Origin of the sequence: Actinacidiphila acididurans (genome assembly GCF_016918855.1) — a bacterium.
Lineage (GTDB): Bacteria > Actinomycetota > Actinomycetes > Streptomycetales > Streptomycetaceae > Actinacidiphila > Actinacidiphila acididurans.
In genome coordinates this window covers 24,486-50,186 of the sequence record NZ_JADKYB010000016.1, presented here as the reverse complement: position 1 = coordinate 50,186, position 25,701 = coordinate 24,486, and the positions used below count along the sequence as shown (strand labels likewise).

At 74.1% G+C, this 25,701-nt stretch carries 19 protein-coding genes; 1 reads left to right on the top strand and 18 read right to left on the bottom strand.

Going from position 1 to position 25,701, the window contains the following annotated elements:
• Positions 1–83: 83 nt before the first annotated feature.
• From ITX44_RS26960 to ITX44_RS26885, 16 genes are all read right to left on the bottom strand, one after another.
• Positions 84–752: an ABC transporter permease gene (locus ITX44_RS26960; protein WP_205360002.1), complete on the bottom strand. Its 669-nt coding sequence runs from the start codon at positions 750–752 to the stop codon at positions 84–86.
• Complete coding sequence (locus ITX44_RS26955; protein ID WP_205360001.1) at positions 749–1,483, bottom strand: ABC transporter permease; 735 nt, start codon at positions 1,481–1,483, stop codon at positions 749–751. The genes ITX44_RS26960 and ITX44_RS26955 overlap by 4 nt, the downstream gene beginning before the upstream one ends.
• Positions 1,480–2,667: an ABC transporter ATP-binding protein gene (locus ITX44_RS26950; RefSeq protein WP_205360000.1), complete on the bottom strand. Its 1,188-nt coding sequence runs from the start codon at positions 2,665–2,667 to the stop codon at positions 1,480–1,482. The genes ITX44_RS26955 and ITX44_RS26950 overlap by 4 nt, the downstream gene beginning before the upstream one ends.
• 205 nt (positions 2,668–2,872) lie before the next feature.
• Positions 2,873–3,403 (bottom strand): flavin reductase family protein, encoded by a 531-nt coding sequence (locus tag ITX44_RS26945; RefSeq protein WP_205359999.1) that lies wholly within the window; start codon positions 3,401–3,403, stop codon positions 2,873–2,875.
• A 59-nt stretch (positions 3,404–3,462) separates the two neighbouring features.
• Positions 3,463–4,470: an alpha/beta hydrolase gene (locus tag ITX44_RS26940; protein WP_205359998.1), complete on the bottom strand. Its 1,008-nt coding sequence runs from the start codon at positions 4,468–4,470 to the stop codon at positions 3,463–3,465.
• Complete coding sequence (locus tag ITX44_RS26935) at positions 4,467–5,603, bottom strand: LLM class flavin-dependent oxidoreductase (RefSeq protein WP_205359997.1); 1,137 nt, start codon at positions 5,601–5,603, stop codon at positions 4,467–4,469. Before ITX44_RS26935 ends, ITX44_RS26940 begins: the two co-directional genes overlap by 4 nt.
• Positions 5,604–5,814: 211 nt before the next feature.
• Entirely contained in the window at positions 5,815–7,047 is a 1,233-nt protein-coding gene (locus ITX44_RS26930; RefSeq protein WP_205359996.1) for an acyl-CoA dehydrogenase family protein, read from the bottom strand.
• Positions 7,044–9,512, bottom strand: coding sequence for a molybdopterin-dependent oxidoreductase (locus ITX44_RS26925; protein WP_205359995.1), 2,469 nt, complete (start codon positions 9,510–9,512; stop codon positions 7,044–7,046). The genes ITX44_RS26930 and ITX44_RS26925 overlap by 4 nt, the downstream gene beginning before the upstream one ends.
• On the bottom strand, positions 9,509–10,591 hold the full coding sequence (locus tag ITX44_RS26920) for an LLM class flavin-dependent oxidoreductase (protein ID WP_205359994.1): 1,083 nt from the start codon (positions 10,589–10,591) through the stop codon (positions 9,509–9,511). The genes ITX44_RS26925 and ITX44_RS26920 overlap by 4 nt, the downstream gene beginning before the upstream one ends.
• 55 nt (positions 10,592–10,646) lie before the next feature.
• The gene (locus ITX44_RS26915; protein WP_205359993.1) at positions 10,647–12,251 is read right to left on the bottom strand and encodes an ABC transporter ATP-binding protein; all 1,605 of its coding nucleotides are present in this window, start codon (positions 12,249–12,251) and stop codon (positions 10,647–10,649) included.
• On the bottom strand, positions 12,248–13,423 hold the full coding sequence (locus ITX44_RS26910; RefSeq protein WP_205359992.1) for an ABC transporter ATP-binding protein: 1,176 nt from the start codon (positions 13,421–13,423) through the stop codon (positions 12,248–12,250). Before ITX44_RS26910 ends, ITX44_RS26915 begins: the two co-directional genes overlap by 4 nt.
• Positions 13,404–14,333 carry an ABC transporter permease gene (locus ITX44_RS26905; protein WP_205359991.1) on the bottom strand — a complete coding sequence of 310 codons (930 nt, stop codon included), beginning with the start codon at positions 14,331–14,333 and terminating at the stop codon, positions 13,404–13,406. Before ITX44_RS26905 ends, ITX44_RS26910 begins: the two co-directional genes overlap by 20 nt.
• The gene (locus tag ITX44_RS26900) at positions 14,330–15,499 is read right to left on the bottom strand and encodes an ABC transporter permease (RefSeq protein ID WP_205359990.1); all 1,170 of its coding nucleotides are present in this window, start codon (positions 15,497–15,499) and stop codon (positions 14,330–14,332) included. The genes ITX44_RS26905 and ITX44_RS26900 overlap by 4 nt, the downstream gene beginning before the upstream one ends.
• Positions 15,496–17,058, bottom strand: a complete 1,563-nt coding sequence (locus ITX44_RS26895; protein WP_205359989.1) for an ABC transporter substrate-binding protein — start codon at positions 17,056–17,058, stop codon at positions 15,496–15,498. The genes ITX44_RS26900 and ITX44_RS26895 overlap by 4 nt, the downstream gene beginning before the upstream one ends.
• Positions 17,059–17,835: 777 nt before the next feature.
• Positions 17,836–18,777, bottom strand: a complete 942-nt coding sequence (locus ITX44_RS26890) for a DsbA family oxidoreductase (protein WP_205359988.1) — start codon at positions 18,775–18,777, stop codon at positions 17,836–17,838.
• On the bottom strand, positions 18,774–19,244 hold the full coding sequence (locus tag ITX44_RS26885; protein ID WP_205359987.1) for an RrF2 family transcriptional regulator: 471 nt from the start codon (positions 19,242–19,244) through the stop codon (positions 18,774–18,776). Before ITX44_RS26885 ends, ITX44_RS26890 begins: the two co-directional genes overlap by 4 nt.
• A gap of 140 nt (positions 19,245–19,384) precedes the next feature.
• Here ITX44_RS26885 and ITX44_RS26880 point away from each other — a divergent pair, with 140 nt between their 5' ends.
• Positions 19,385–19,903 (top strand): cupin domain-containing protein, encoded by a 519-nt coding sequence (locus ITX44_RS26880; protein ID WP_205359986.1) that lies wholly within the window; start codon positions 19,385–19,387, stop codon positions 19,901–19,903.
• 83 nt (positions 19,904–19,986) lie between these two features.
• On the opposite strand, the gene ITX44_RS26875 is transcribed toward ITX44_RS26880, so the two are convergent.
• Positions 19,987–22,953 (bottom strand): glycoside hydrolase family 3 C-terminal domain-containing protein, encoded by a 2,967-nt coding sequence (locus ITX44_RS26875; protein WP_205359985.1) that lies wholly within the window; start codon positions 22,951–22,953, stop codon positions 19,987–19,989.
• A gap of 352 nt (positions 22,954–23,305) precedes the next feature.
• The gene (locus ITX44_RS26870; RefSeq protein WP_205359984.1) at positions 23,306–25,501 is read right to left on the bottom strand and encodes a discoidin domain-containing protein; all 2,196 of its coding nucleotides are present in this window, start codon (positions 25,499–25,501) and stop codon (positions 23,306–23,308) included.
• Positions 25,502–25,701 lie beyond the last annotated feature (200 nt).

Here is a 25,701-nt window from a genome sequence, read left to right as displayed (position 1 = left end):
ACGACCGAGCGGCGCGCACCCGGTTCTTCCACCCGGGTGCGCGCCGCTCGGTCGTGGTGCGGGCTCGTGCCGTCGGCGGCGGATCAGCGGCCGCGCCGCACGCCGGGGGAGACCACCAGCCGCTCGACCAGCCAGAACAGCGCGATCATCGCCAGCGCCAGGCCCGCGATCAGCGTCGCGCCGCCCACCACGATCTCGTAATTGCGCTGGTAGAGGCCGTCGATGACGTAGCGGCCGAGGCCGCCGAGACTCACGTACGCGGCGATGGCCGCCGTGGAGACCACCTGGATCGCCGCCGACCGCAGGCCGCTGAGGATCAGCGGCAGCGCGACCGGCAGTTCGACCTGGAACAGCACCGCCGCCGGGCCCATGCCCATGCCGCGCGCCGCGTCCACCGGCGAGGGATCGACCGTGCGCACCGCCTCGTAGGTGGTCACCAGGATCGGCGGCACCGCGAGGGCCACCAGCGGGATCATCACCGGGGTCAGCCCGATGCCCAGCCAGAAGAACATCAGCACCAGCAGGCCGAAGCTGGGCAGTGCGCGGGCGGCGGTGGCGATCAGCGCCAGCGCGTTGCCGCCGCGCCCGGTGTGGCCGGTGATCAGCCCGACGGGCAGCGCGATCCCGGCGGCGATGCCCAGCGCCATGAAGGAGTACTGCAGGTGCTCCATGATCCGGGTCGGAATGCCGTCGTAGCCGTGCCAGTGGCTGCCGTCGCTGAAGAAGGCGTTGATGAAGTGGAAGATGCTCACCGGGCCGCCTCCTCCAGGGGCCGCGCCTCTTCGGGCGCCGGGCCGGTCACCGCGTCCACCGAGGCCCGCCGGGCCGAGCGCGAGCCGCGCGGCAGCCACGGCGTCAGCAGCATCCGTATCCCGATCAGCAGTGCGTCGATGACGATCGCCAGCACCGCGGTGGTCACCACCGACGTCACCGCCAGGTTGGAGCGGTGGAAGACGTGCGCGTCGCTGAGCAGGTTGCCCAGCGCCCCCTCGTTGCCGATCAGCGAACCGACGCTGACCAGGCTGATGCTGGAGACGGTCGCCACCCGAAGCCCGGCGAAGATCGCCGGCACCGCGATCGGCAGTTCCACCCGCAGATACCGCTGCATCGAGGTGAAGCCCATCGCCTCGGCCGCGGCCAGCGTCTCCTGGGGCACCGACCGCACCCCGTCCACGATCGCCGGCACCAGCACCACCAGGCTGTAGACCGTCAGCGGGATCATCACCGTGGTCTCGGTGGCGCCGGTGTAGTCGATGAGGAAGACGAAGAAGGCGATCGACGGGATCGCGTACAGCACGGTGGTCACCCACAGCACCGGCGGGTACAGCCAGCGGAACCGCACGCACAGCTGGGCGATCGGCAGCGACAGCGCCAGGCCGCCCGCCACCGGGATCAGCGCCTCCTTCAAGTGCTCGCCGATCAGGCCCAGATAGGTGTGCTGGAGGTCGCTGGGAATGTCGAAGAAGCCCGCGCCGCCGCTCACCGCGCCGTCCTCCGCGCTCCGGTGGCGCCCGGTCCGCCCGGCGCGCCGGCCGCGGCCTTCCGGTCCGCCGAGCCCTTGCGTTCGGCGTGCGCGTCACGGATGGCACCGGCGATGGTCTCCTGCGAGGCGACGCCGACCACCCGGCCGTCGCCGTCCACCGCGACCGCCCAGCCGGTGGGGGAGAGCACCGCGCAGTCCAGCGCGTCCCGCAGCGAGTCCCGGCCGAACTCGAACGGCCGCCCGTGCGACAGCAACTGCGCCGCGTCCAGCCCTTCGCCGCCCACCGCGTCCTTGGCCCGCGCCCAGCCCAGCGGCCTGCCGTCGGCGTCCGTGACCAGCAGATACGGTACGTCGTCGGTGGCGCGCTCGGCGATCTGCGCGGCGGAGGCGTCCACCGCCACCACCGGGTCGGTGGTCAGCTCCAGCCCCGCCGAGGTGAAGAACGACAGCCGCCGCACCCCGCGGCCGGCGCCGAGGAAGTCCTCCACGAACTCGTCGGCCGGCGCGGACAGCAACTCGTCCGGCGGCGCGAACTGGGCCAGCTTGCCGCCGGTGCGCATCACCGCGACCATGTCGCCGAGCCGGATCGCCTCGTCGATGTCGTGGGTGACGAAGACGATCGTCTTGCCCAGCTCCTCCTGAATGCGCAGCAACTCGGCCTGCAGGGTCTTGCGGACGATCGGGTCGACCGCGGAGAACGGCTCGTCCATCAGCAGCACCGGCGGATCCGCGGCCAGCGCCCGGGCCACGCCGACGCGCTGCTGCTGGCCGCCGGAGAGCTGGTACGGATACCGCTTGGCCAGCCCCGCGTCCAGGCCCACCCGCTCCATCAGGTCCATCGCCCGGGTACGGGCGCGGCCCCGGTCCCAGCCGAGCATGCGCGGCACGGTGGCGATGTTGTCGACGATGGTCCGGTGCTGGAACAGCCCCGCGTTCTGGATGACGTAGCCCATGGACCGGCGCAGCGTGTTGACCGGCTGCCGGGTGATGTCGGCCCCGTCGAGCAGGATCCTGCCCTCGCTGAGCTCCACCATTCGATTGATCATGCGCAAGGTGGTGGTCTTGCCGCAGCCGGAGGGCCCGACGAGCACGGTGACCGAGCCGTCGGGTATCTCCAGCGACAGCCGGTCGACCGCCACCGTCCCATCGGGATACCGCTTGGTAACCGACTCTATTCGTATCAAGGCCCGGATCCCCTTACGGACGTGGCGTGAATCGGCCTGCGCGGCGCGAGCCCGCAGGCCGTTGCGGGGAGAGTTTAGACCGCCAATGTTGCGCCCTGTTACCGGCCGCGGCCCCCGGCGCGCCGGATTGCCGGGGCCCGTACGGTGCGAACGCTCGCGCACCGTACGGGCCTTGGCCGTCCGTGCGACCCCGGGACTGGCGGGATCAGGCCGCCGGAATGGTGCCGAATGTGCCGAACGTGCCGTTGTGGTGCACCAGGGGTGCCTGCGTGCCGTCACCGCCGGCCGCCAGGACGCGGCCCACCACCAGGAAGTGGTCGCCGATGTCGGCCACATGGACGGTCCGGGCGGTCAGCCACGCCGCCACGCCCTCGATGACCGGAACCCCGCCGTCCCGCGGCGCCCACGGCACCCCGGCGAACCGGTCCACCCCACTGCGCGCGAACGCCTTGGCCAGCTCCGCCTGTTGCGCGCCCAGCAGGTGAACTGCGAACACCGGCGCCTCCCGCACCGCCGCCGCGGTCGAGGCGGCCGACCCCAGGTAGAAGGAGACCAGGGCCGGTTCCAGCGAGGCGGAGGTGAACGAGGTCGCGGTGAACCCGGCCGGCCCCGGCACGGTCACCACCGCCACCGAGGCGGCCTGCCGCCGCAGCGTCGCCCTGAGCAGGTCCGCGGGGTACGGCGGCTCGCCGCCGGCCGGGCCGGGCGCCGCGTCGAGCGAAGAGGTCACGGTCATGACGTGCGGGTCCTTCCGGGTCGTACGGGTGGGAAGCTCGCGCTGCCGCGCCGCCGCGCTCACGGCACCGGGGTGCCCTCGACGTCCAGCACCGGCCCGGCCCCGCCGCCGCGGAGCCGTTCCAGCCACTGCACGACGAGCGCGGCCACACTGCGGTGCTGGAGGTCGTTGAACGCGTCGTGCCGGCCGTCGGCGACCACGGCCAGCGTCCCCGCGGCGAACGCCCCGGCCACCGCCCGGCCCACCGCGACCGGCGCCACCGGATCGGCGCCCCCGTGCACCACCAGCACCGGCAGCCCGCCGAGCCCCGCCACCGCCTCACCGGCCGCGACCGGCAACCCCTCGGGCACCGGACCGGCAAGGGCGCCGGGCACGAACAACGGGTCGGCGCTCAACCGCCCGCGGTGGGCAGGGCAGCTCGTGCGGGCGTCGAGCTCGTCGGTCCAGGGGGTGGTTGCGGCGGCGTCGGGGCTGTTCGTGGAGCCGGTGAACGGTGCGTCGCCGCTTTGGGCGGTCCGGCTGCTGTACGTGTCTGCGTTCGCGACCGGGCCGGCGGTGGCGGTGCTGTCGGGGCTGTTCGTGGGGTCGGTGAACGGCGCGTCGCCATGGGCCGTACGGCTGCCGTCCGCGCTCGCCGACGGGTCGGCTGAGTCCGTGCTGCCGGGGCCGGGCACGGCCGGGACCCCTGCCAGCAGCAGGGCGGCCGGGCGGGTGGTGGTGCGGGCGGCGGCTGTGAGGGCGAGCAGGGCGCCGGTGTCGGAGCCGGCCAGGACGAGGGGGGCGGTGGCGGTGATGGCGAGTGCGTCGACGCGGGCCGCGATGTCGGCGGGGGAGGCGTCGGAGGTGGTGGACAGGACGTGCACCGCGTAGGCGTCCGCGGCGAGGCGCCGGCCGAACCGTTCGTAGACGCCGGGGTGCTCGCCGCGGCCCGGGAGCAGCACGATCGTGCCGCGCGTGGTCGGGCCCGACGGGGGCGGCCAGTGGACCGCGTCCGCGGGGGCGGGCCGCGGCACGCGGGGGTGCACCGGGTCGCCGGTGGCGAGGACCGTGCCGGCCGGGCGGCTCATCGGGCCGCCGCCACGGCGGCGCGGGCGGCGGCGTCCCGGTGGGCGACCTCCGCCCGCACCAGGGGGATGAGGTCGCGGCCGTAGTCCACCGCGTCGTCCAGCGGGTCGTAGCCGCGGATCAGCAGGGTGGTCACGCCGATGTCCACGTAGTCCAGCAATGCCTGCGCCACCGTCTCGGGGGAGCCGACCAGGGCCGTGGAGTTGCCCGCCGCGCCGGTCGCCTTCGCGGTCGCCGTCCACAGCGCCCGGTCGTGCACATCCGCCCTGGCCGCCGCGGCCAGCAGCCGCTGGGAGCCGGTGTTCTGCGGCCGCGCGTCCGGGCCGACCGGAACCGGCGAACGCCTGCTGCCGACGAAGGAGCCCGCCGCGCCCCGGGAGGAGATGGTGTCCAGGATGCGGTGCGCGCGCTCCCACGCCTCCTCGTCGGTGCGGCCCAGCACCGGCCGGAAGGAGACGCTGATCCGCGGCGGCTCGGTCCGCCCGGCGGCCTGCGCGGCGGCGCGCACCGACGCGATCTGCTCGGCGGTCTCCTTCAGCGGCTCGCCCCACAGCGCGAACACGTCCGCGTGCTTGCCGCCGACCCGGTACGCCGCCGGCGACGACCCCCCGAAGTACAGCGGGATGCGCGGCGCGGCGGCCGGCCGTACTTCAGCCAGGAAGTCCTCGAACTTGTAGAAGCGGCCCTCGTGGGAGAGCGCTTCCCCGCCGGTCCAGGCCGCCTTGAGAATGTCCAGGTACTCGTCGGTGCGCGCGTACCGGTCGTCCTTGCCCAGGTAGTCGCCGTCCCTGCGCTGCTCGGCGTCGTGACCGCCGGTGATGATGTGCACGGCGGTCCGGCCGCCGGAGAAGCTGTCCAGGGTCGCGAAGGTGCGCGCGGCCAGCGTGGGCGCGACGAACCCGGGCCGGTGCGCGACCAGCAGCCCCAGCCGTTCGGTGTGCGCGGCCACGTACGCGGCGACCTGCGTGCCGTCCGGGCTGCCGGAACCGTAGCCGATCAGGATCCGGTCGAAGCCGGCCTCCTCGTGCGCGCGGGCGAACCGCAGGGTGTAGTCGGGGTCGACGACCGGCCCGGCCGGCGGCCGGATCTCCGAGACGTCGCGGGTCCCGATCATGCCGATGAATTCGACGGGCATGGGAGCGTTGGCCTTTCGTGAGGAACGGGAGGAGCGGGAGAGAGGTGTGGGGACGGGGGCCGCGGAATCGGTTCTGCGGGCGGTTGCGGGTGGCTGTCGCGAGTGGCCGAGGGGCCGGTCGGGCGCGGGCGGCGGTCGTACGGGGACGGGGTACGCGGTGGCCGACCGGCGGACCGCGGTCCGGGGACGACGTGGGTCCGGCGGCCGGGCGTCACAGACCGAGAGCGGCGCGGCCGGCGGCCGCCAGCACCGAGTCGTCCTGCGGGGTGTGCACTCGGGCACACAGGACGTCCCGCAGGTGCCGTTGCAGCGGATTGGCCCGGGTCAGGCCGTTGTTGCCGACGAGGGCGACGGCCTCCTCCACCGCGCGGATCGCGGCCCGGGTGCCCAGCACCTTGGCGCCGCCCGCCTCGGCCGCGGCTGCGGTGTCGCCCGCGTCCACGGCGGCGGCCAGCGCCGCCACCAGGCGTTCGGCGCCCGCCAGCCGCACCTCGATCCCGCCGACCGCGCTCTGGAGACGCGGCAGTGTGGCCAGCGGGGCACCGAGCGCGCTGGGCACCCGTTCGTGCAGGAAACCGGTCAGCCAGCGCTGCGCGGCCCGCGCCACGCCCAGATACAGGGCGGTCAGGCCGAGCGCGTTCCAGGCGCCGGTCACCGCGTCCCGGCCGCCACCGGCCCCGGGGGCGTGCGGGGCGAGCCCGGCGACCTGCCCGGCCGGCACGCGTACGGCGTCCAGCAGCACGTCGTCACTGCGGCTGGCGCGCAGGCCCAGGTGGTCCCAGGTGGGGCGGATCTCCACGCCGGGCGAGCCGCCGCGGACCAGGAACGACCCGACCCGCACCGGGTCCTCGTCGGTCCGCGCCCACACCGCCATCCACGCCAGCGCCACCGCGCCGGTGGAGAAGATCTTGTGCCCGGTCAGCTCCCAGTCGCCGTCCGCGCGCCGCCGTGCCGTGGTGGCCGGCAGCCCGCCGCGCACCGGACTGCCCAGATCCGGCTCCACCCGCAGCGCGTTGACCAGCGCCGGTCCCCGCGCCGACGCCGCCAGCAGCTCCCGGTACGGGGCCCGCGGCCAGGTGGCCTCCCGGGCCTGCGCCGCGTGCGTGAACAGCGTCATCGCCGTGACCAGCGCCACCGCCGGGTCGCCGCCGCCCAGCGCGGCCAGAATGCGTACCGCGTCCGCCAGCCCGCCGCCCGGCCCGCCGAACGCCCGCCCCACGCTCGCGGTCAGCAGCCCCGCCCGGTGCACGGCCGCCACCCCTTCGTACGGGAACGAGCCGTCCGCGTCGTGCCCCGCCGCCCTCGCGGCCAGCTCCTCGGCGACCTCCGGCAACCGGTCCCAGTCGGGCTCGGGCAGCACGGGTGCCCGGTCGGCCGCCGCGTCTTCTGGCACGTCGTCGGGTACGTCAGCGGGCGCGGTGCGAAGGCGCGGCTCGGTGGTCATGGTGTGCTCTCCCTGTCGTGCGGGGGTTCGTGTCGTGGGGGCGTGGCGGACGGCGGCGTGCCGCCGCCGCGCGGCTCGGGACCGGGACCTGGAGCGGCGCCGGAACCGAGGCCGGAGCCGGAATTAGGCCCGGAGCCGGGGCGCGGGTCCGGGACGAAGCGGGGCGGCTCCCGTACGGTCACCGGCGGCGGCTCGCCGCCGGACCACCGCTCGATCTCCACCAGCGCGTGCTGGCCCGTGCAGCCCTGGGACAGCCGGGAGCTGGGCACGTCCGCGGTCAGGACATTGGGATTGCCGTGCGCGCACAGCGGCGGCTCGTGCCCGGGCACCGGATCGAACCAGGCACCCGTGGGCAGCCGCACCACCCCCCGGGCGATGCGGTCGGTCAGCACCGCCCCGGCCAGGCACGCCCCGCGGTCGTTGAAGATCCGCACCAGGTCCCCGGGGCTGATGGAGCGCTCTCCCGCGTCCTCGGGATGCATCTGCACCGCCTCCCGGCCGGCCACCTTCGCCGCCAGGCTGAGCGCGCCGGTGTCGAGCTGACTGTGCAGCCGGGTCGCCGGCTGATTGGCGATCAGCAGCAGCGGATGGCGCGCGGCGGCGGGGGCGCCCGGCCATTCCTCGGGCTCCAGCCACGCCGGGTGGCCCGGGCAGTCCGGCAGGTCCATGGCCGCGATCCGCGCGCTGGCCAGCTCGATCCGGCCGCTGGGCGTGGCCAGGGGAGCGCTCTGCGGGTCGGCCCGGAAGGCGGCGAACAGCGTGCGCTCGGCCGGCCGGCCGGGCAGCTCCCACTCGCCGGCGGCCCAGAACTCCTCGAACGGGGGCGGCTCACCGGCCCCGGAGGCGGCCGACTCCCGTGCCCAGGTGCCGTACAGGTGCTCCAGCCACTGCCGGGTGTCCCGGCCCTCGGTGAACTCCTGGCCGAATCCCAGGCGTTCGGCCAGCCCGGCCAGGATCGCGTGGTCGTCGCGCGCCTGGCCGTACGGGTCCGCCGCCCGGTGCATGGCGATCAGGTGGGTGTCCCGGCGCCCGGCGCCGATGTCCTCGCGCTCCAGGGCGGTCGTCGCCGGCAGCACCAGGTCGGCGTGGCGGGCGGTCGCCGTCCAGTGCGTCTCGTGCACCAGAACCGTGTCGGGCCGGCCGAAGGCCCGCCGCAGCCGCCCCAGGTCCTGGTGGTGGTGGAACGGGTTGCCGCCGGCCCAGTGCACCAGCCGGATGTCCGGGTACGTGCGCCGCGTGCCGTCGTAGTCGTAGCTCTCGCCCGGGTGCAGCAGCAGGTCGGCGATCCGCGCGCAGGGGATGAACTCGGTGACCGGGTTGCGGCCCTGCGGCAGATGGGGCAGCCGGGTCTGCGGGCCGGTGTCGCCGACGTCGCCCATCGAGCCGTAGCCGTGCCCGAAGCCGCCGCCGGGCAGCCCGATCTGGCCCAGCAGCGCGGCCAGCGCCAGGCCCGCCCACACCGGCTGCTCGCCGTGCCGGGCGCGCTGCAGCGACCAGGTGACGGTGACCAGGGTGCGGTGCGCGGCGGCCCGTCGCGCCAGGTCCCGGATCGCCTCGGCCGGCAGCCCGGTCAGGTCCGCCGCCCACCGCGCGTCCTTGGGCACGCCGTCCGCCTCGCCGCGCAGATAGCGCAGCAGGACGTCGGTCCCGGTGCAGTACCGGTCGGTGAACTCCCGGTCGTACAGGCCCTCCTGGACCAGGGTATGGGCCAGGCCCAGCATCAGAGCGGTGTCCGTGGCGGGCCGGATCGGGTACCAGCGCGCCGGCTGCCCGTCCGGCAGGTCGTCCCGCAGCGGGCTGATCAGCGCCACCTGCGCACCGGCAGCGGCCAGCGCGGCGAGGTGCCCCGGGGTGCCGTGCCGCGTCACGCCGCCCGGCGTGACGTACACGTTCTTCTCCGGGATCCCCCCGAAGGCCAGCACCAGTTCGGTGTGCCGGGTGATCACCGGCCACGAGGTGGCGGAGCGCAGCACGCTGTCGGCGTCACCCACCAGATACGGCAGCAGCACCAGCGAGGTGCCCAGGCTGTAGGAGTTGCGCGAACCCGTGAAACCGCCGAAAGCCGAGAGGAACCGGTGCAGTTGGCTCTGCGCGTGGTGGAAACGGCCCGCGCTGGCCCAGCCGTAGGAGCCGCCGAAGACCGCCTGGTTGCCGTGGCGGTCCCGGACCCGGGCCAGTTCGGCCGCGGCCAGGTCCAGCGCCTCGTCCCAGTCCAACTCCACGAACGGCTCGGACCCGCGCCGCCCGGTCGGGCCCGGGCCGCGCTCGAGCCAGCCCAGGCGGGCGGCAGGCCTTCGGATCCGGGTGGGGTGGCGCTGCGCGCCCGGCACCCCGGCCAGCAGTGGCGAGGGCGCCGGGTCGGCCGGGTGGGGCACGGCCAGCACCGAGCCGTCCGCGCCGCGCCGCACCCCGAACGCCCCCCAGTGCGAGGTGGTCGGGACCGGGCGGCCGGCTGTCCGGGTCATACCGCCGCCGCCCCCGCGAGCGCGGCTCCGTCCGCCTGCTCGCGCACCAGCTTCACCAGGGAGCCGTAGTCGCGGGCGTCGGCCAGCGGACGGAAACCGCGGATCAGCAGCGTGCTCACGCCCAGCGCCACGTAGTCCAGCAGCGACTCGGCGACCTGCTCGTAACTGCCCACCAGCGCCGTGGAGTTGCCCGCCGCGCCGGTCTCCTTGGCGATCGCGGTCCACAGCCGCTTGTCGTGCACGTCACCGCGCGCGGCGTAGTCCAGCAGCCGGCGTGAGCCCTCCTGGGCACTGTGGTCGAGGTTGAACGCCTTGCGCAGTTCGCCGGCCCGCTCCTTGGTCAGCCGCAGCACGTCCTGCGCGCGGCGCCACGCCTCGGCCTCGGTTTCCGCCGGAATCGGCCGCAGGCTGACGCTGAACCGCGGGTCCCGGCCGTACGGCCGCGCCGCCGCCCGGACCCGGTCGATCCGCTCGGCGATGCCGGCCAGCGGCTCGCCCCAGAAGGCGTACACGTCGGCGTGCCGGCCGCCGACCCGCACCGCGTCGGCCGAGGCGCCGCCGAAGTACACCGGGATCGGCACCCGGGGCCGCACCGACGACCAGCCGCCGCGCACGGTGTAGAACTCGCCCTCGAAGTCGAAGGGTTCGGCCGACTCCCACTCCCTGCGGACCACCTGGAGGAACTCGTCGGTGCGGCGGTAGCGGGTCGGCTTGTCGCTGAGGTCGCCGTCCCTGGCCTGGTCGGCGTCGTCCCCGCCGGTGATCACGTGCAGGGCGACCCGGCCGGGGTGGAAGGCGTCCAGCGTGGCGAACTTCCGCGCGGTCAGCGTCGGGGCGACGAAGCCGGGCCGGTGCGCCAGCAGCACCCCGAGCCGGGTGGTGCGGCTGAGCACCTGGTCGGCGACCGTGAAGCCGTCCGGGCTGGCCGAGGAATGTGCGACCAGCACCCGGTCGAAGCCGGACTCCTCATGGGCGCGGGCCAGTTCGGCCAGGTACGCCGGATCGACCGCGGGCCCGGCCGCGGTGCCGGTCTCGCTGAACTCCTGGGTGGCGGCGATGCCGATGAACTCGACGGTCACGGGGCTCTCCGGGGGTGTTGGGGACATGGGGGTGCAGGGGCTGGGCGGTACGCGGTCAGGTGCGGGCCGGTGCGCCGGCCGGGCGCAGGGCGTGGTGGCAGGCGGCGCTCCGGCCGCCGGGGTACGGTGCCGCGTCCGGCCCGGTACGGCAGGCGTCGTCCGCGAACGGACAACGGTGTGCGAAGACGCAGGCGCCGGGGTCCGCCGACCAGGCCGGCGGCTCGGGCGGCGCGGCGAGGTCCGGCAGGGCGGGGAGAGCGCTCTCCCCGTTGTCGCGGACGCGGTCGATGCGCGGGGCCGAGGCGGTGAGCAGGGCCGTGTACGGGTGCAGCGGGCGGCCCAGCACTTCGGCGGTGGGGCCCTGTTCGACCAGGCGGCCGCGGTAGAGGACCGCGATGCGGTCGGCGACGCCGGCCAGCGAGCTCAGGTCGTGCGAGATCACCACGATGGCGACGCCCAGGTCGCGGCGCAGTTCGTCGAGCAGCCGCAGCACGTGGTTGCGGTTGGACGCGTCCAGGGCGCTCACCGGTTCGTCGGCCAGCAGCAGCGCCGGTCGGGTGACGATCGCCCGGGCCAGCGCGACCCGCTGCCGCTGCCCGCCGGACAGCGCCCCGGGAATGCGCTCTCCCAGAGCTTCCGGGTCCAGTCCGGCCCGCCGCAGCGCCTCGGCGACCCGGGCCCGGCGCTCCGGCCGGGGCGTACCGGCCACCGCCAGCGGCTCACCGACCAGTTCGGTCACCGTCAGGTCCGGGTCGAGCGAGCGCAACGGGTCCTGGAACATGTACTGCACCCGCCCGGACCTGCGGTGCGCCCGCAACTCCCGGCCGCGCAGGGCGCTCACGTCCACCCCGCCGACCCCGATCCGCCCCCCGCTCACCGGCGCCGCCCCCACCACGGCCCGCGCGAGCGTCGTCTTGCCCGAGCCGGTCTCCCCGATCACCCCGACGATTTCCCCGGCTCCGACCTCCAGGTCCACCCCCCTGAGCACGTCGCCACCCCCGCCGCGCCGCCCGCGCCGGCCGTACGACACCCCCAGGGACGCGATGTGCAGCACGGTCGTGTGCGTGCGCTCGGTCGCTGAGTCCGCTGGAGCCGCATGCGTATCGCCGGGCGCGGCGCCGCTGTCGTCCCGCGCCTGGTCCGGGGTGGCGCCGACTGCTTCGGGTTGCTCGAAGTGCTGAGCCTGCCGGGGGAGTTCGGCCTGCTCTGTTGGGCCGACTGCGTCCTTCCCCGTGCCCCGGGGCGCGGTGTCGCCGTTGTCCCGCACGTCGTCCCGTGCGGCACCGACGGGCTCAGGCTGTTCGAAGTGCCGGTCCTTCCCCGGGGGTTCGGTCTGTTCGGTTCGTTCCGCCGCCGCCGTGCGCGTATCGCCGGGCGCGGCGCCGCTGTCGTCCCGCGCCTGGTTCCGTGCGGCACCGGTGGGCTCGGGCCGCTCGAAGTGCCGTTCCGTTCGTTCCGCCGTGTCCGCTGCGGCCGCGTCCGTATCGCCGGACCCGGCGCCGCTGTCGTCAAGTGCCTCGTCCTGTACAGCACCTACGTGCTCGGGCTGCTCGAAGTGCCGGGCTTCTCCCGGGAGTTCGGCCGCTTCCGTTCGTTCCGACTGCTCGGCGTCCTTCGGGCGGCGCGCGGGGTCCAGGGCCCCGGTCGTGGGTGCGGTCATGCCGGTACCTCCTTCGGTGTGCGCGCGTCGGCCCGGGCCTCGCCCCGCGGATCGATCCGTACGTCGGCCAGTGCCGGGGCGAGTTCGGCGGCCCGGAGGCAGCGGACCCGGCGGGCGCCGTCGGCCGCGTCGTCGGCGGCATCACCTGGCGCCCGCACCACTGCCGTCAGGGGGACCTCCTGCGTACGGCAGCGGTCCTGCGCGAAGGCGCAGCGGTCGGCGAAGCGGCAGCCGGGCGGGGTGGCGCCGGTTTCCGGGGGGCGGCCGGGGATGACGGACAGGTCGCGGCGGTGCCAGTCGCCGGCGGAGGCGACCCGGAGGAGGGCGGCGGTGTAGGGGTGGGCGGGGCGGCGGACGACCTCGGCGGTCGGGCCGTCCTCGACGATCTGGCCGGCGTAGAAGACCAGGACGCGGTCGGTGACCTCGGCGACGACCGCGAGGTCGTGGGTGACCAGGAGCAGCGCGAGCGCCCGTTCCCGGCGCAACCGGGCCAGCAGGGCCAGCACTTCGGCCTGGACGACCGTGTCCAGGGCGGTGGTCGCCTCGTCGGCCACGAGCAGTTGGGGGTCGCAGGCGACCGCGATGGCGATCAGGACCCGCTGGAGCATGCCGCCGGACAGCTCGTGCGGGTAGCGGTGGTAGACCTCGGCCGGCCGGTGCAGCCCGACCGAGCCGAACAGTTCCACCGCCCGGGCCCGGGCCTGCGCGCGGCCGAGCCCGAGCCGCACCCGCAGCGGTTCGGCGAGCTGCCGGCCCACCGTGAGCGCCGGGTTGAGATACGAGGCCGGGTCCTGGAAGACCGCTGCGAGCCGTACGCCCCGCAGCCGCTCCCACTCCCGCCGGCCGAGCCCGGTCAGTTCGGTGCCGGCCAGCCGCGCGCTGCCCGCCGACACCGCGCACCCGGGCGGCAGCACCCCGAGCAGCGACCGGCAGGTGAGCGTTTTCCCGCTGCCCGACTCGCCGACGACCCCGACCGCCTCCCCGGCCCGCACGGTGAAGGACACGTCCCGCACCGCCTCGGCGCGGCCCGCCCCCACGGTGATGCGCAGTCCCTCGACGCTCAGCACCGGCTCGCCCGCGCCGGGCGCGGTCCCGGCGACGCCTTCCGTGACGCCTGCCGAGGCGCTTTCCCACGCGCCCTCCGGCGCGCTCTCACGCTGCGACGGCCTCATCGCTCCTCCTCTCCCGCGGCTGCGGCACCGCGGCGGTTCCGGCGGCCTCGCGGGTACGGCGCCACGGCCGGCGCCCGGTGGCCCGCGTCGGGGCACCGGCGGCGCCGCTGTCGCGTATCGCGTCGGCCAGCAGGTTCAGCGCACCGACCGTGATCATGATCAGCACGCCCGGCAGCACCGGCGCCCAGGGCTGCTGGGCGAGATAGCCGAGGTCGGCGGCGAGCATTCCGCCCCAGGTGGGGGCCGGCGGCTGGACGCCGACGCCGAGGAAGGTCAGCGAGGCGACCGTCAGCAGCGCGGTGGCCAGGGCGTGCGCGGTGGTGACGGCGATCGTCGGCAGCACCTTCGCCGCGATGTGGGTCCGCAGGATCCGCCCGCGCGAGGCGCCCATCAGCTCGGCGGCCTCGACGTACTGCGCCTGCCGCAAACCGACCGCGGCGGCCCGCGAGACCCGGAAGAACAGCGGGGCCAGCAGCACCCCGAGTGCGAGCATCGCCTGGTTCAGGCCGTTGCCGAACACCCCGACCGCCGCGATGGCGAAGAGCGTGAACGGCAGCGTCATCAGCGCGTCCACCACCCGCAGCGCGGCCCATTCGAAGGCCCGGCCCAGCCACAGCGAGGCCAGCCCCGGCACCACCCCGAGCACCATGGCCGCGCCCACCGACTCCACGGCGCCCAGCACCGAGCGCCCGGTACCGGCCAGCAGCCGGCTGAGCACGTCCCGGCCCAGGTAGTCGGTGCCCAGCAGGTGAGCGCCGGACGGGCCCTGGAGCACCCGCGTGGTGTCCTGGGCCAGCGGGTCCTGCGGCGCGATCAGGCCGCCGAAGACCGCCAGCACGGCGACCACGGCGAGGACCGCCAGGGCGGCGCGGGCCGCGGGCAGCGTCAGGGTACGGCGCAACGTCCTCATGCCGCACCCGCCCCGGCCGCCCCCGCGCTCCCGCCGGCACCCGCACCCGTACCCGGGCCGGAACCGACGCCCTCGCCCACGACGCCCGCCACACCTGAGACGCCCGCGCCATCCGAGAGCCCCGCGCCGCCCCGCCCCGCCCGCCCGAGGGCCGAACGCCGCCGGGCCGCCGGATCGAGGGCGAGCAGCCCGGCGTTCACCGCGATGTTGGCGATCAGCACCACCCCCACGGTGACCAGCAGCGTGCCCTGGATAACCGGCACGTCGTGCTGCTGGGCGGCCTGGAGCGAGAGCTGCGCGATGCCGGGCAGGTTGAAGATGCGCTCGGTGACCACCGCGCCGCCGATCAGCATGGGCACGCTCATGCCGAGCACGGTCAGCGCGGGCCCCGCGGCGTTGCGCAGCACATGGCCGAACAGCACCCGCCGGGCGGACAGTCCGCGCATCGCGGCGCCGGTGACGTAGTTCGCCCGCAACTCGCCCACCAGCGAGGCCCGCAACTGCCGCGCGACGTTCGCCGCCGCGTCCAGGCCGAGCGCGCAGGCTGGCAGCGCCGCGTACCGCAGCCACTGCGCCGGGTCCTGCCCCAGCGGGACCCAGCCGCCCGACGGCAGCCAGCCCAGTTTCACCGAGACCACCGCGATCAGGCCGATGGCCACCACGAAGGCGGGCAGCGTACCGACCACCGAGCACAGCGCGGTCACCGTACGGTCCCAGCGCCCGCCGTTGTTCCAGGCGGCGGTGATACCGCCGAACGCGCCGAGCACCACCGCGAACAGCAGCGCGAGCCCCGCGATCGACAAGTCGACCGGCAGCGCGTGGAAAACGCTCTCCGACACCGGCAGGGTGGTGAACCAGGACCGGCCCAGGTCCCCGGTCAGCGCGTGGCCCAGCCAGCTCACGTACTGCACCACCAGCGGCCGGTCCAGCCCGAAGGCGTGGTTCAGCCGGGCGATGTCGGCCGGGGTCGCGGTCTCGCCGAGCACCGCCGCGGCCGGGTTGGCGTTCGACAGCGCGCCGAGCCCGAAGGTGAGCAGCGAGGAGAGCAGGAAGACGGTGCCGGCCGTGGCCAGCGCGCGACCGAGCGGCAGGGGCGCGCGGGCGGTGCGGCGCAGCAGGGACGGGCGCGCGCGGCCGGTCGGCGCCGTCGCGGAGAGCGCGCTCACGCCACGGTCACCCCCTCGAACCGCTGCACCACGGTGGTCTCCGGCAGCGGCGAGACGCCCTTGGCGCGGGCCAGGATCCGCGGCACGGTGTAGAGGAAGACGTTGGGCATCGTGCGGACCGCGGTCGCGGTGGCCGCCTGGAGCACCGTCGGGTAGTCGGGGGAGTCCAGCGGGGTGCGGGTCACCTTGTCCAGCGCGGCGGTGAGTTCGGGCGGCGTGGCGCGGCCCGGGTTCATCAGCCCCTGCTGCCCGAAGAGCACCTGGAACGCCTGCACCGCCGAGTCGCGGCCGGCGAACTGGTCCACCGCCACCTGCCGGCTGTGCTGGATGTAGATGATCTGGGTGAACTGCGCCTGCGGGATGACCTCGATCTTCGCGTTGATCCCGACCTGCTTGAGCTGCGCCTGTATTTGCTCGGGCACACCGGCCGCGGCCGACGTCGTCAGCGTGATGTCCAGCCCGCCGGCGTGCCCGGCCTGGGCCAGCAGCGCCTTCGCCTTGGCCGGGTCGTACGCGAACAGGCCGTCGCTGCCCGGGTCGTAGCCCGCGTAGCCCTTGGGGAAGGGCTGGTACGTCACCTCGCCGTGGCCGAACGCCTCGGTCTTCAGCAACGCCTCGCGGTCGATCGCGAACTTCAGCGCCTGCACCACGCGCGGATCGGTGAAGGGCGCCCGGGCGCTGTCGACGTCCAGGGTGGCGACCACCATCGACGGGATGACCTGCACCTCCAGGCCCGCCGCCTGGGCCGCGGCGACCTGACTGCCCGGGATCTGCGCCACGTTGTACTGGCCCGACTGCAGCGCGGCCACCACCGTGGAGGCGTCCGGCAGCGGATACAGCTCGAAGCCGCCGAGCTTGACGGACGCCGCGTCCCAGTAGCCGGGGTTGCGGCGCAGCACCGCCTTCTCGTTCTGCGTGTACGAGGTCAGCGTGAACGGCCCGGCGCCGGCCGGCCGCGCGGCCAGGGACGCGGCGTTCGCGCCGAACTCCGCCGGGTTGACGATCATCCCGGTCTTGCCCGCCAGCAGGTTGGGGATCTGGTAGTCCGGGTGGGTCAGGTCGATGACGACGGTGTTCGCGGCGGGCGCGGAGATCGCCTTCACGGAGGTGAGCTGGGGCGCCACCAGCGACTTGGGGTCGGTGCGGCCGCGGTCCAGGCTCTTCTTGACGGCGGCGGCGTCCAGCGCGGTGCCGTCGGAGAAGGTCAGGTTCGGCCGGAGGGTGAAGGTGACGCGGGTGCCGGCGCTGTCGTACGTCCACCCGCTCGCCAGGGCCGGCACTGCCGCCCCGTGCGGGTCCAGCTTGGTCAGCCCGGCGTAGACGAGGGAGAGTGCGTGCACGTCCCAGCCGGCCGAGGAGAACACCGGGTCCCAGGAGGTGGGCAGCGCCCAGCCCCACTTCAGCACGCCGGCGCCGGCACTGTGCCCGCCCGGGGCGGCCGTACTGCTGCCGCCGCACGCGGCCAGTGCCATCGCGGCACCGGCCCCGAGGCCGAGTCCGAGGAGCTTGCGTCTGCCCAGCAGGGCGGGGGCGGAACCGGGGTTCAAGGCACGGTTCATGACGGTATGTCACCTTCTCTGGGGTGTGCCGCACGGCCCTCCGGCGGGCGGGGGCGGCGGGCATCGCGGACATGCGGCGGACGAGCGGCGTTCGGGGGGCCGGCGTACGGCAGACGCGCCGTGGTCGTACGGGAACGGGCCCGGCGGCGACGACGGCGCGGGCGGACACGGGTGCACGGGCGCGTACGCAAGCGCGCGCGGTCGGCTGCGGCGGCGGAGCCGGACCGGCGGGCGGCCGTGACGGGTTACGGGATACGGGTTACGGAAGGGCCCGGGGAGGGGCGGCACGGTCGGGTACGTGCGCGGGCCGGTCGCCGGGGGCCGGCGGACACGGGCGCGAAGGCGGACCGGGCGCGGGTACCTCGCGTACGGGCCTCCGACCAGAGGCGTCAGGAACCAGGTCGTCCGGTTCGTCAGGAACCGGCTCGTCGGGATCCGGCTGGTCCGGGTCGCATCGCCCGGTCCCCACCCGCCGGTCCGCGCCGGATCAGCCGGGCTCGCGGGCCCCGGCGGGGCGGCCGTACCGCATCATGCGCCCCTGCGGGCCGGCGTGCGGCAAGGGGGCGGATCGGTGACCGGTCGGGCGCCGTGCGGCCGCGAGCGTACGGTCAGCGACAGAGAGCGCTGCTGGTACGCAGGAAGTCCACGTAGCGGCACACCACACCGGGGTGCGTCGTCAGCATGTGCTCATCCTGACGGGCGCCGTGAGCCGCTGTCAATGGACACCAAAAGGTGTCTCATTCGCCGGGACGGTCGTATGCGCGGCGTCACCGCTGGTCAACGCGATGCGCGTGACGTCGCCGGCCAGGGGGAGACGGCCGCCTCGGCCGGGTGCAGCCACAGCGGGCCGTTGCCGGTGGCGAGCGCGACCGCGTCGGCGGGCACCGGCCGGCCGGGCGCCAGCAGCCGCCACTCGGGGTCCGTCATCGTGCCGTGCAGCGCCAACAGCTCCTCGCCGGCGGGGAGTTCGCCGACCGCGCCGGCGAGGGCCGGCCCGGGTGCGACAGCCGCCACCGCATCGAGGTACTCCCGCGGCGGCCGCCGGCCCGGCACCACCCGCCGCCCGGCCGGCCCGGTCAGCACCAGCGTGGGCAGCGCGTACCGCAGCTGTCCGTCATGGGTCTCCTTCGCCGTCCCCGGGTGCGGGCCCGGCCAGTCGGGGGCCAGCGCCTCCGGCAGCGGGTCGCGCGTCTCGCGGTGGTCGGCGCGTACGGCCTCGCGTACGGCGGGCGAGGCGGCGTCGGCGGCCAGCCGTACCGGGTCCAGGCCGGGCACGCCCCGGGCGGCGGCCAGCGCGAGCTCCATGGTGTCGGCCGGCTCGCCCGCCACGAACATGCTCTCCCGCAGCCGCCGCAGCACCCGGGCCGCGACCGCGTCGCCCTGCTGCTCGGCGGCCTTGGCGACCAGGGAGGCGGGCCAGCTGGAGGCCCCGACCCGGGCCAGGCGCGCCGCGTACGGGGCGCCGGTATGGCCGCTCACCTCGCGGACGAACCCCGCGTACCAGGCCGTCTCGGCGGCCGGATCGGGCGCCGGCTCCTCGCCCTCGTCGAACAGGATCCCGTACACCCGCCGCCAGCCCACCCGGTCGCCCAGCAGCCCCCGCAGCCACCGGAAGACCGGCTCGGCGCCCCAGGCCCACGGGCACAGCGGGTCGGTGTACTCGGTGACGGTGAGCCGCCCGGCGCGGGACGACTCCCCGGAGGGCCGCGCCGTGCTCACGCCGCCCCCGCGAGGCTGTCCTTGCCGGACGGGTCGTCCTCGCCCGCCTCCGCGGTCCGCGGGGCCGGGGTGCCGGCGAGGAGGGCGGCGATGGTCACCCGGCGGAGTATCTCGGCGGCGCCTGCCTCGATGGAGCGCCATATGCCGGGCAGGCCGGCGGCCGGCGCCGGGTAGGCGAGGCCGGCCAGCGGCTCGCCGCGCAGCGTGAACACCTCGCCGTCCACCGCGCGCACCACGTCCAGCAGGGTGATCTCCGCGGCCGGGCGGGTCAGCCAGTAGCCGCCCTCGCAGCCGCGCTGGCTGCGCACCAGTCCCGCCCGGCGCAGCTCGCCCACCACGGACTTCAGGAAACGGAACGGGATCTGCTGCGAGGACGCGATGGCCTCGCAGGTCAGCGGGCTGCTGGAGTCACGGGCCAGTTCGACCAGGGCCCGGGCGGCGTAGTCCGCCTTCGCGGAGATATGCATGTTCGTCATTATTGCCCGTCAGGTGCGCACGCCGGGCCCTCGTGAGCAGGCGCGATCCGGCCGGTGCGGGCGTTGTCGCAGGTGAGCGGTAATGGACACCTCTTGACATCCTTTTACCGGCAGCTCTAGCGTCGCTGTCCATGAGCGAGCAGCCGACGACCGCCGGCGAGGGCTTCCACCCGCACTTGCCGGACACGTCGCCCGAATCGGACGGTCCCGGCGGGTCCCGCGCGTCCCTGCGCACCCGCCTGCACCACATCCGCGCCGACGCCCTCGACGGCGACACCGCCCAGACCGGCGGCATGCGCCGGTTCGCCGCCGTCAGCGGCCGCACGGTCGGCTCCGAGCGGCTGTGGATGGGGCAGACCCACGTCGCCCCGGCCACCGCTTCCTCCGACCATCACCACGGCGAGTCCGAGACCGCGATCTACGTGGTGTCCGGCCGGCCGGAGTTCGTCTTCGTCGACGACTCCGGGCCCGAGCCGGAGGAGATCCGCCTGGTCACCGGCCCCGGCGACTACATCTTCGTGCCGCCCTTCGTCCCGCACCGCGAGGAGAATCCGGACCCCGCCCAGGAGGCCGTGGTGGTGATCGCGCGCAGCACCCAGGAGGCGATCGTCGTCAACCTGCCGGGGCTGTACGCGCTGCGGCCCGAGTGAGCTCACCGGGTGTCTTCGGTACGGGATCGGCCGCGGCCCCGCGCGGGTGACGCGGGGACGCGGCCGGCCGAAGAGTTCTCCCGTCAGTCGTTGATCAGGTCGAACTCCTCCCAGGGGCCGATCGCCGTACGGTTGGCGATCAGGGAAGCGGCCCCCGCGTTCTCGGCCGTCACGTACTGGCCGTTGGAGTGGGCGCGCAGCGTGACCGCGCCGTCCGGGTCGTGGATCAGGTCGAAGGTCTCCGCCGTCCCGACCGAGCTGCTGCTCGCGATCAGCGAGCCCGCCCCGTTGTCCGGCGTGGTGACGTACTTGCTGTCGGCGTGCGAGCGCAGCGCGACCTGCCCGCCGCCCAGGTCGACCAGGTCGAAGGTCTCCCAGGGGCCGATCGCGGTGCGGTTGGCGATCAGCGCCGCCGCGCCGGCGTTCTCGGCGCACACGTACTGGCTGTTGGCGTGCGCCCGCAGGCTGATCGGCGTGCCCTGCCCGGGGTCGGTGCCGCCGCCGGAGCCGATGGTGGCCCGGCCGGTCAGCCGGATGTCCCGCGAGGAGGCGCCCACGGAGACGGTGTTGCTGCCCGAGGCGTTGGTCCAGCCGTTGTTCCAGTACTGGAAGCTGCGGGCGTTCAGTGTGATCGTCACGTGCTGGGTCGCCCCGGCGGCCAGGCTCACCCGCTGGAAGCCGCGCAGGTTCTTCGGCGGCTCACCGGTGGCGGCCGGCTGTCCGACGTAGACCTGGGCGACCTCGGTGCCGGCCCGCGAGCCGGTGTTCTTCACGTCGAAGCCGACCGTGACATTCCCGGCGGCGTCCGGGGCGCTCACGGTCAGCCCGGAGTAGGCGAAGGTGGTGTACGACAGGCCGTACCCGAACGGGTAGAGCGGCGTCTTGTTCTGGCTGTCGTACCACCGGTAGCCGACGTCGATGCCCTCGCTGTACTGCACCTGGTTGTTCTGGCCGGGCCACTGCGCGGTGGTGTGCGCGGGCACGTCCGCCAGCGACGCCGGGAAGGTGACGGGCAGCTTGCCGGAGAAGTTCACGTCGCCGTAGAGCAGCGCGGCGATCGCGGTGCCGTCCTCCTGGCCGGGATACCAGTTCTCCACGATGCCGCGCACCGCGTTCGCCCACGGCATGGTCACCGCGGAGCCGGAGTTGATCACCACGATGGTGTTCGGGTTGGCCGCGGCCACGTCCGTCACCAGCTGGTTCTGGTCGCTGCTCAGGTCGATGTCGCTCAGGTCCGCGCCCTCGCCCTCGGACTTGTTCACGAACACGATCGCGGTGTCGGCGCCCCGGGCCGCGGTCACCGCCTGCCCGTGCAGGTCCTGGTCGGGGATCTGCCAGCCCAGCGACAGCTCGCTGCCGCCGCCGTCCTGGAAGTAGTCCACCTCGATGCTCACCGGCCGGCCCGCGGTCAGCGACACCGTGCCGGTCTTGGTGGTCGGCGGCTGGTCGGCCCAGTTGGAGATGATCTGCTGGCCGTTGACGAACAGTCGGCTGCCGTCGTCACTGCGCAGCGAGAAGGTGTACGAGCCGGTGGTCGGCGGGGTCAGGGCGCCGGTCCACTTCGCCGACCAACTGGTTGCCGGCACACCGGCCTTGGGCGAGGCGCCGCCCCACTGGAAGCTGACAGTCGGGTCCACCCCGGAGGCGATCGGGGAGCCGCCCAGCGACGTGCCGTTGTAGAACTGCCCGTACAGGCCGTTGCCGCCGCCCTGGGACGGGGTCAGGTACGGGCTGTCCACCACCTCGCCGCCGGGGGAGGAGTAGCCCTGCGCGTAGGTGACGCTCGCGCCCGTGCCGGCCCGGGCGGCCAGCCCCTGGAACGGCGTCACGATCGAGGCGGCGGCCACATGCGCGCTGCCGCCGCCCGCGGTCAGGGCGTTGGGCCCGGCGTCGTCGCCGATCACCGCGATCTTCTTGTCGGCGGAGCCGAGCGGCAGCGCGTTGCCGGAGTTCTTCAGCAGGACGCTGCCCTCCTCGGCGACCTGCCGCGCGGTGGCCTTGTGCGCGTCGGTGCTCACCGGGGTGGTGATGGTGCCGGTCTGGGTGGTGTCGAACAGCCCGGCGGCGAACATCGCGGTCAGGATGCGCCGCACATGGCCGTCCAGCACGGCCTGCGGGACCTGACCGCTGCTGACGGCGTCGGTCAGCGCGGTGCCGTAGAAGTCCGAGCCGTTCATCTCCTGGTCCAGCCCGTTGTTCGCCGAGGCCACGGTGGAGTGGGTGCCGCCCCAGTCGGAGGTGACGAAGCCGGTGAAGCCCAGGTCGCCCTCCAGCACCTGCTGGAGCAGTTGGGAGCTCTCGCAGGCGTAGGTGCCGCCGACGGAGGAGTAGGAGCACATCACCGACAGCGCCTGGCCCTGCTCGACCGCGGCCTCGAAGGCCGGCAGGTAGATCTCCCGCTGGGTCCGGTCGGACATCACCACGTTGTCCTGCACGGTGTTGCGGTACGTTTCCTGGTTGTAGTCGGCGAAGTGCTTGACCTGGGCGATCGGGCCCTGGCTCTGGATGCCCTGGATGTCGGCCGCGCCCAGCTCGCCGGCCAGGTACGGGTCCTCGCTCAGCGACTCGAAGGACCGGCCCCAGCGCGGGTCGCGGTCGATGTTGACGGTCGGGCCGAGCACCACGTTGGCGCCCTTGTTCCACGCCTCGTTGCCGATCACCTGGCCGTAGCCCTTGGCCAGGTCGCGGTCCCAGGAGGCGGCCGCGGACACCGGGGCCGGCAGCTGGGTCACCCCGCCCGCGCCGTCGGCGACACCCGCCGGACCGTCCTGCAGCCGCAGTTGCGGGATGCCCAGGCGGGCATTGGCGTCCACGCAGGCGCCCCAGGAGCACTGGGCGCCACCGTGCATCATCGTGATCTTCTCAGCGGTGGTCATCTGCGCCAGCAGCGCGTCGGCCCGCTGGGCCGGGGTGTCCGCGGCGTCGAGCCATGGCCGCGCCGGTGCCGCGGCGGCCGGGGTCGCGGGCAGCGCGCCCGTGCCGAGCGCGGTGAGCGCCGCCACCGCGACGGCCACCACGCCCGACAGCAGGGGGCGTCGTTTCGGTGCCACTTGCCACTCCGTTCGGGTTCTGGCCGGACGGCGAGGGCGACGGCCGGCCTTGGGGGGATGGAGCCCTGGAAGTGTCTGCAACAAGCGATGCGGTACCGAGAATTGTGCTCAAGTTGCGCAGAGGTCAAGGCATATTGCAGATCCCGGCCGGTGATATTGCGTGAAGCTGTCCGTGCCCTGACGCGACAGCCCAGGACCGGCCGCCGATTACGTACGATCCCGGACGCGCGGCGGTCCCGCGCGGGGCCGGCCGGAAAACGGCGGGGCCGCCGCCCGGCAAGCGGACGGCGGCCCCTTCACGTGGGTCGTTCAGCAGGGTCCTTCAGCGGGCCCTTCAGCGCCGTACGGCGATTTACGGGTACGAGGTCACCGTCGACGGGACGGTCGAGGTGCCGGACGTGCCCGGTCCGGTGTTGTTGATCACGTGCGCGTATTGGCCCATGCCGCCGAGCGACACCACCAACGCGTCGTGGAACTTCACCCCGGCCGTGGTGGGCGACTCGAAGCCGTGGTCCATCACGATGGTCGGGTCGGTGGTGAAGTTGCAGTAGCTGCCCACACCCCACGCCTCGTGGGTGGTGACGTTGTCGTCCACCTTGTAGGCCGCGAACCCGCGGGTACTGCCGTTCTGGATGGCCGCCTGGTTCGGGGCGTCGTAGGCGATCTCGTTCTGGAAGAAGATCGTCTTGCCGTTCTGCCCGGACCACTCCACGTCGTACTTCTTGAAGTGCTCCACGAACAGGCCGGTCGCCAGCACGTTGTTGCCGTTGACCCGCAGGCCGTAGTCGGACGGGTTGGAGTTCCAGCCCACTCCGGCACCGTGGTCGGCGCGCCACAGCCACGTGTGGTCGATGATCACGTCATTGCTGTTGATCTCGAACGCGGTGGCCGCCTGGCCCGCGCCCGCGCCGCCGATCCGGGCGAACACGTCCTGGATCGTGGTGGGGTTGGCCGCGTGGCTCGCGGTCGAACCCGGGGCGCCGACCTGGAGCAGCTGCGGCGAGTTGCCGGTGCCGGCGTCGATCAGGAAGCCGGCCAGCCGCACGCCGTCCACGTCGGAGACCTTCATCGCGTCCACGCCGTTGTCCGGCACGATCGTGGCGTAACCCAGGCCGAGCACCACGGTGTTGGCGCGGGTGACGTTGATCGGCTGGTCCACGTGGTAGATGCCCGGCGTGAACAGCAGGTTGAGGCCCTGGGCGAGCGCGGCGTTGATGGTCGCCGCCGACACGCCCGGCTTGGCCACGTAGAACTGGTTCAGCGGGATCGAGGAGCCCGGGGTGTTGGGCCAGGAGACACCGCTGACGTTGGTGCGCAGCGACGGCACGAACACCTGGTAGTTGCCGCTGCTGTCCAGGTACATGTACGGCTTCTCGCGCGACTCCGGCGTGGTGTTCAGCGTGGTGTACACCGGGTTCGGGAAGCCCTGTGCCGGGGCGCCCTGGACGCCGGAGAACACCATGTTCCACACGCCGTTGGTCCAGCCGCCGACGGAGCTGTCGCGGGTGTACCACTGCTGCTGCGAGTACGGGCCGACGGTGCCGTCGATCTTGCTGTCGGCGATGTAGCCGCCGCTGGCCCAGCCGTAACCGTTGGGCGCCAGGTTCAGGCCGCCCTTGACGTGGATCCGGCGGAACGGTGCGGCCTGGGCGACCGCCCAGCGGTCGGTGCCGTTGGACGGGGTGATGGCCAGGTTCTCCACCGAACGCCAGAAGTTCTGGGTGGCGTTGCCGTTGAACCAGCCGGCGTCCACGGTGATGTCACCGTTGATCTGGACGTCGTCGGGGTTCTTGCCCAGGCCCGAGACCGAGGTGTAGAAGCCGACCTGGTCGTTGAGGCCGTTGTAGGTGCCCGGCTTGAAGAAGACCTGGTACCGGCCGGTGCCGAACTGCGCCGACTCCTGCTGGCTGAAGATCTGGTCCAGCTTCGCCTGGATGTTCGGCGTGCTCGGGTCGAAGGTGATCACGTTCGGCCCGAGGTCGCCGCCGCCCTGGATCGGGCCGGTGCCGCCGCCGGTGCTGCCGTCCGAGCCGTAGACCTGGAACTCCCACAGGGAGTAGCCGTATCCGGTGGTGCGCGCCGTGCCGTACATCCGGACATAACGCCCGGAACCGTTTACGGCGAGGTTCTGCACACCGCCGGTGCCGGTGGTGGTGGAGTAGACGGTGGTCCAGTTCGTGGCGTCGTTGGACGTCTGGATCTGGAACGCCTTGCCGGCCGCCGTCTCCCAGTTGAGGGTGACGGAGGTGATGGTGTCGGTGGCGCCGAGGTCGACCTGCAGCCACTGCGGGTCGCTGAAGGCGCTCGACCACCGGGTGCCGGTGTTGCCGTCCACGGCGGCGGACGCCGGGGTGCCGGCGTTCTCGGTGGAGGAGGCCGTGGCGGTCTTGCCCTGCGACAGCAGGGTGTCGGCCGCGTGCGCCGAGTGCGACGGCACGAACAGCAGCAGGGAGGCGACCAGCGCCGTGATGACCGCCGCGGCGGTCCTTCGCCGGTCGAGGGGCAGCGCTGATCTCTGCTGCGCCGGACCGGTGGGGGGAGCGAGCATGGGCGAACTCTCCTGATTCCACAGGTGGGGGGTGGAGTAAGCAATGCGCGCCGGGGCAGCGCTCTCCCCAAGCGCGAGAGAGCGCTCTCCCGATGCACACGGTGATGTTTCTCCCTGTGTTACATGCATGTCAAGAGTTGTGCACAGGGAGGGTTCGCCAATACCCGTGCCGCTGCTGGAAGGTGATATGCCTTCAGATC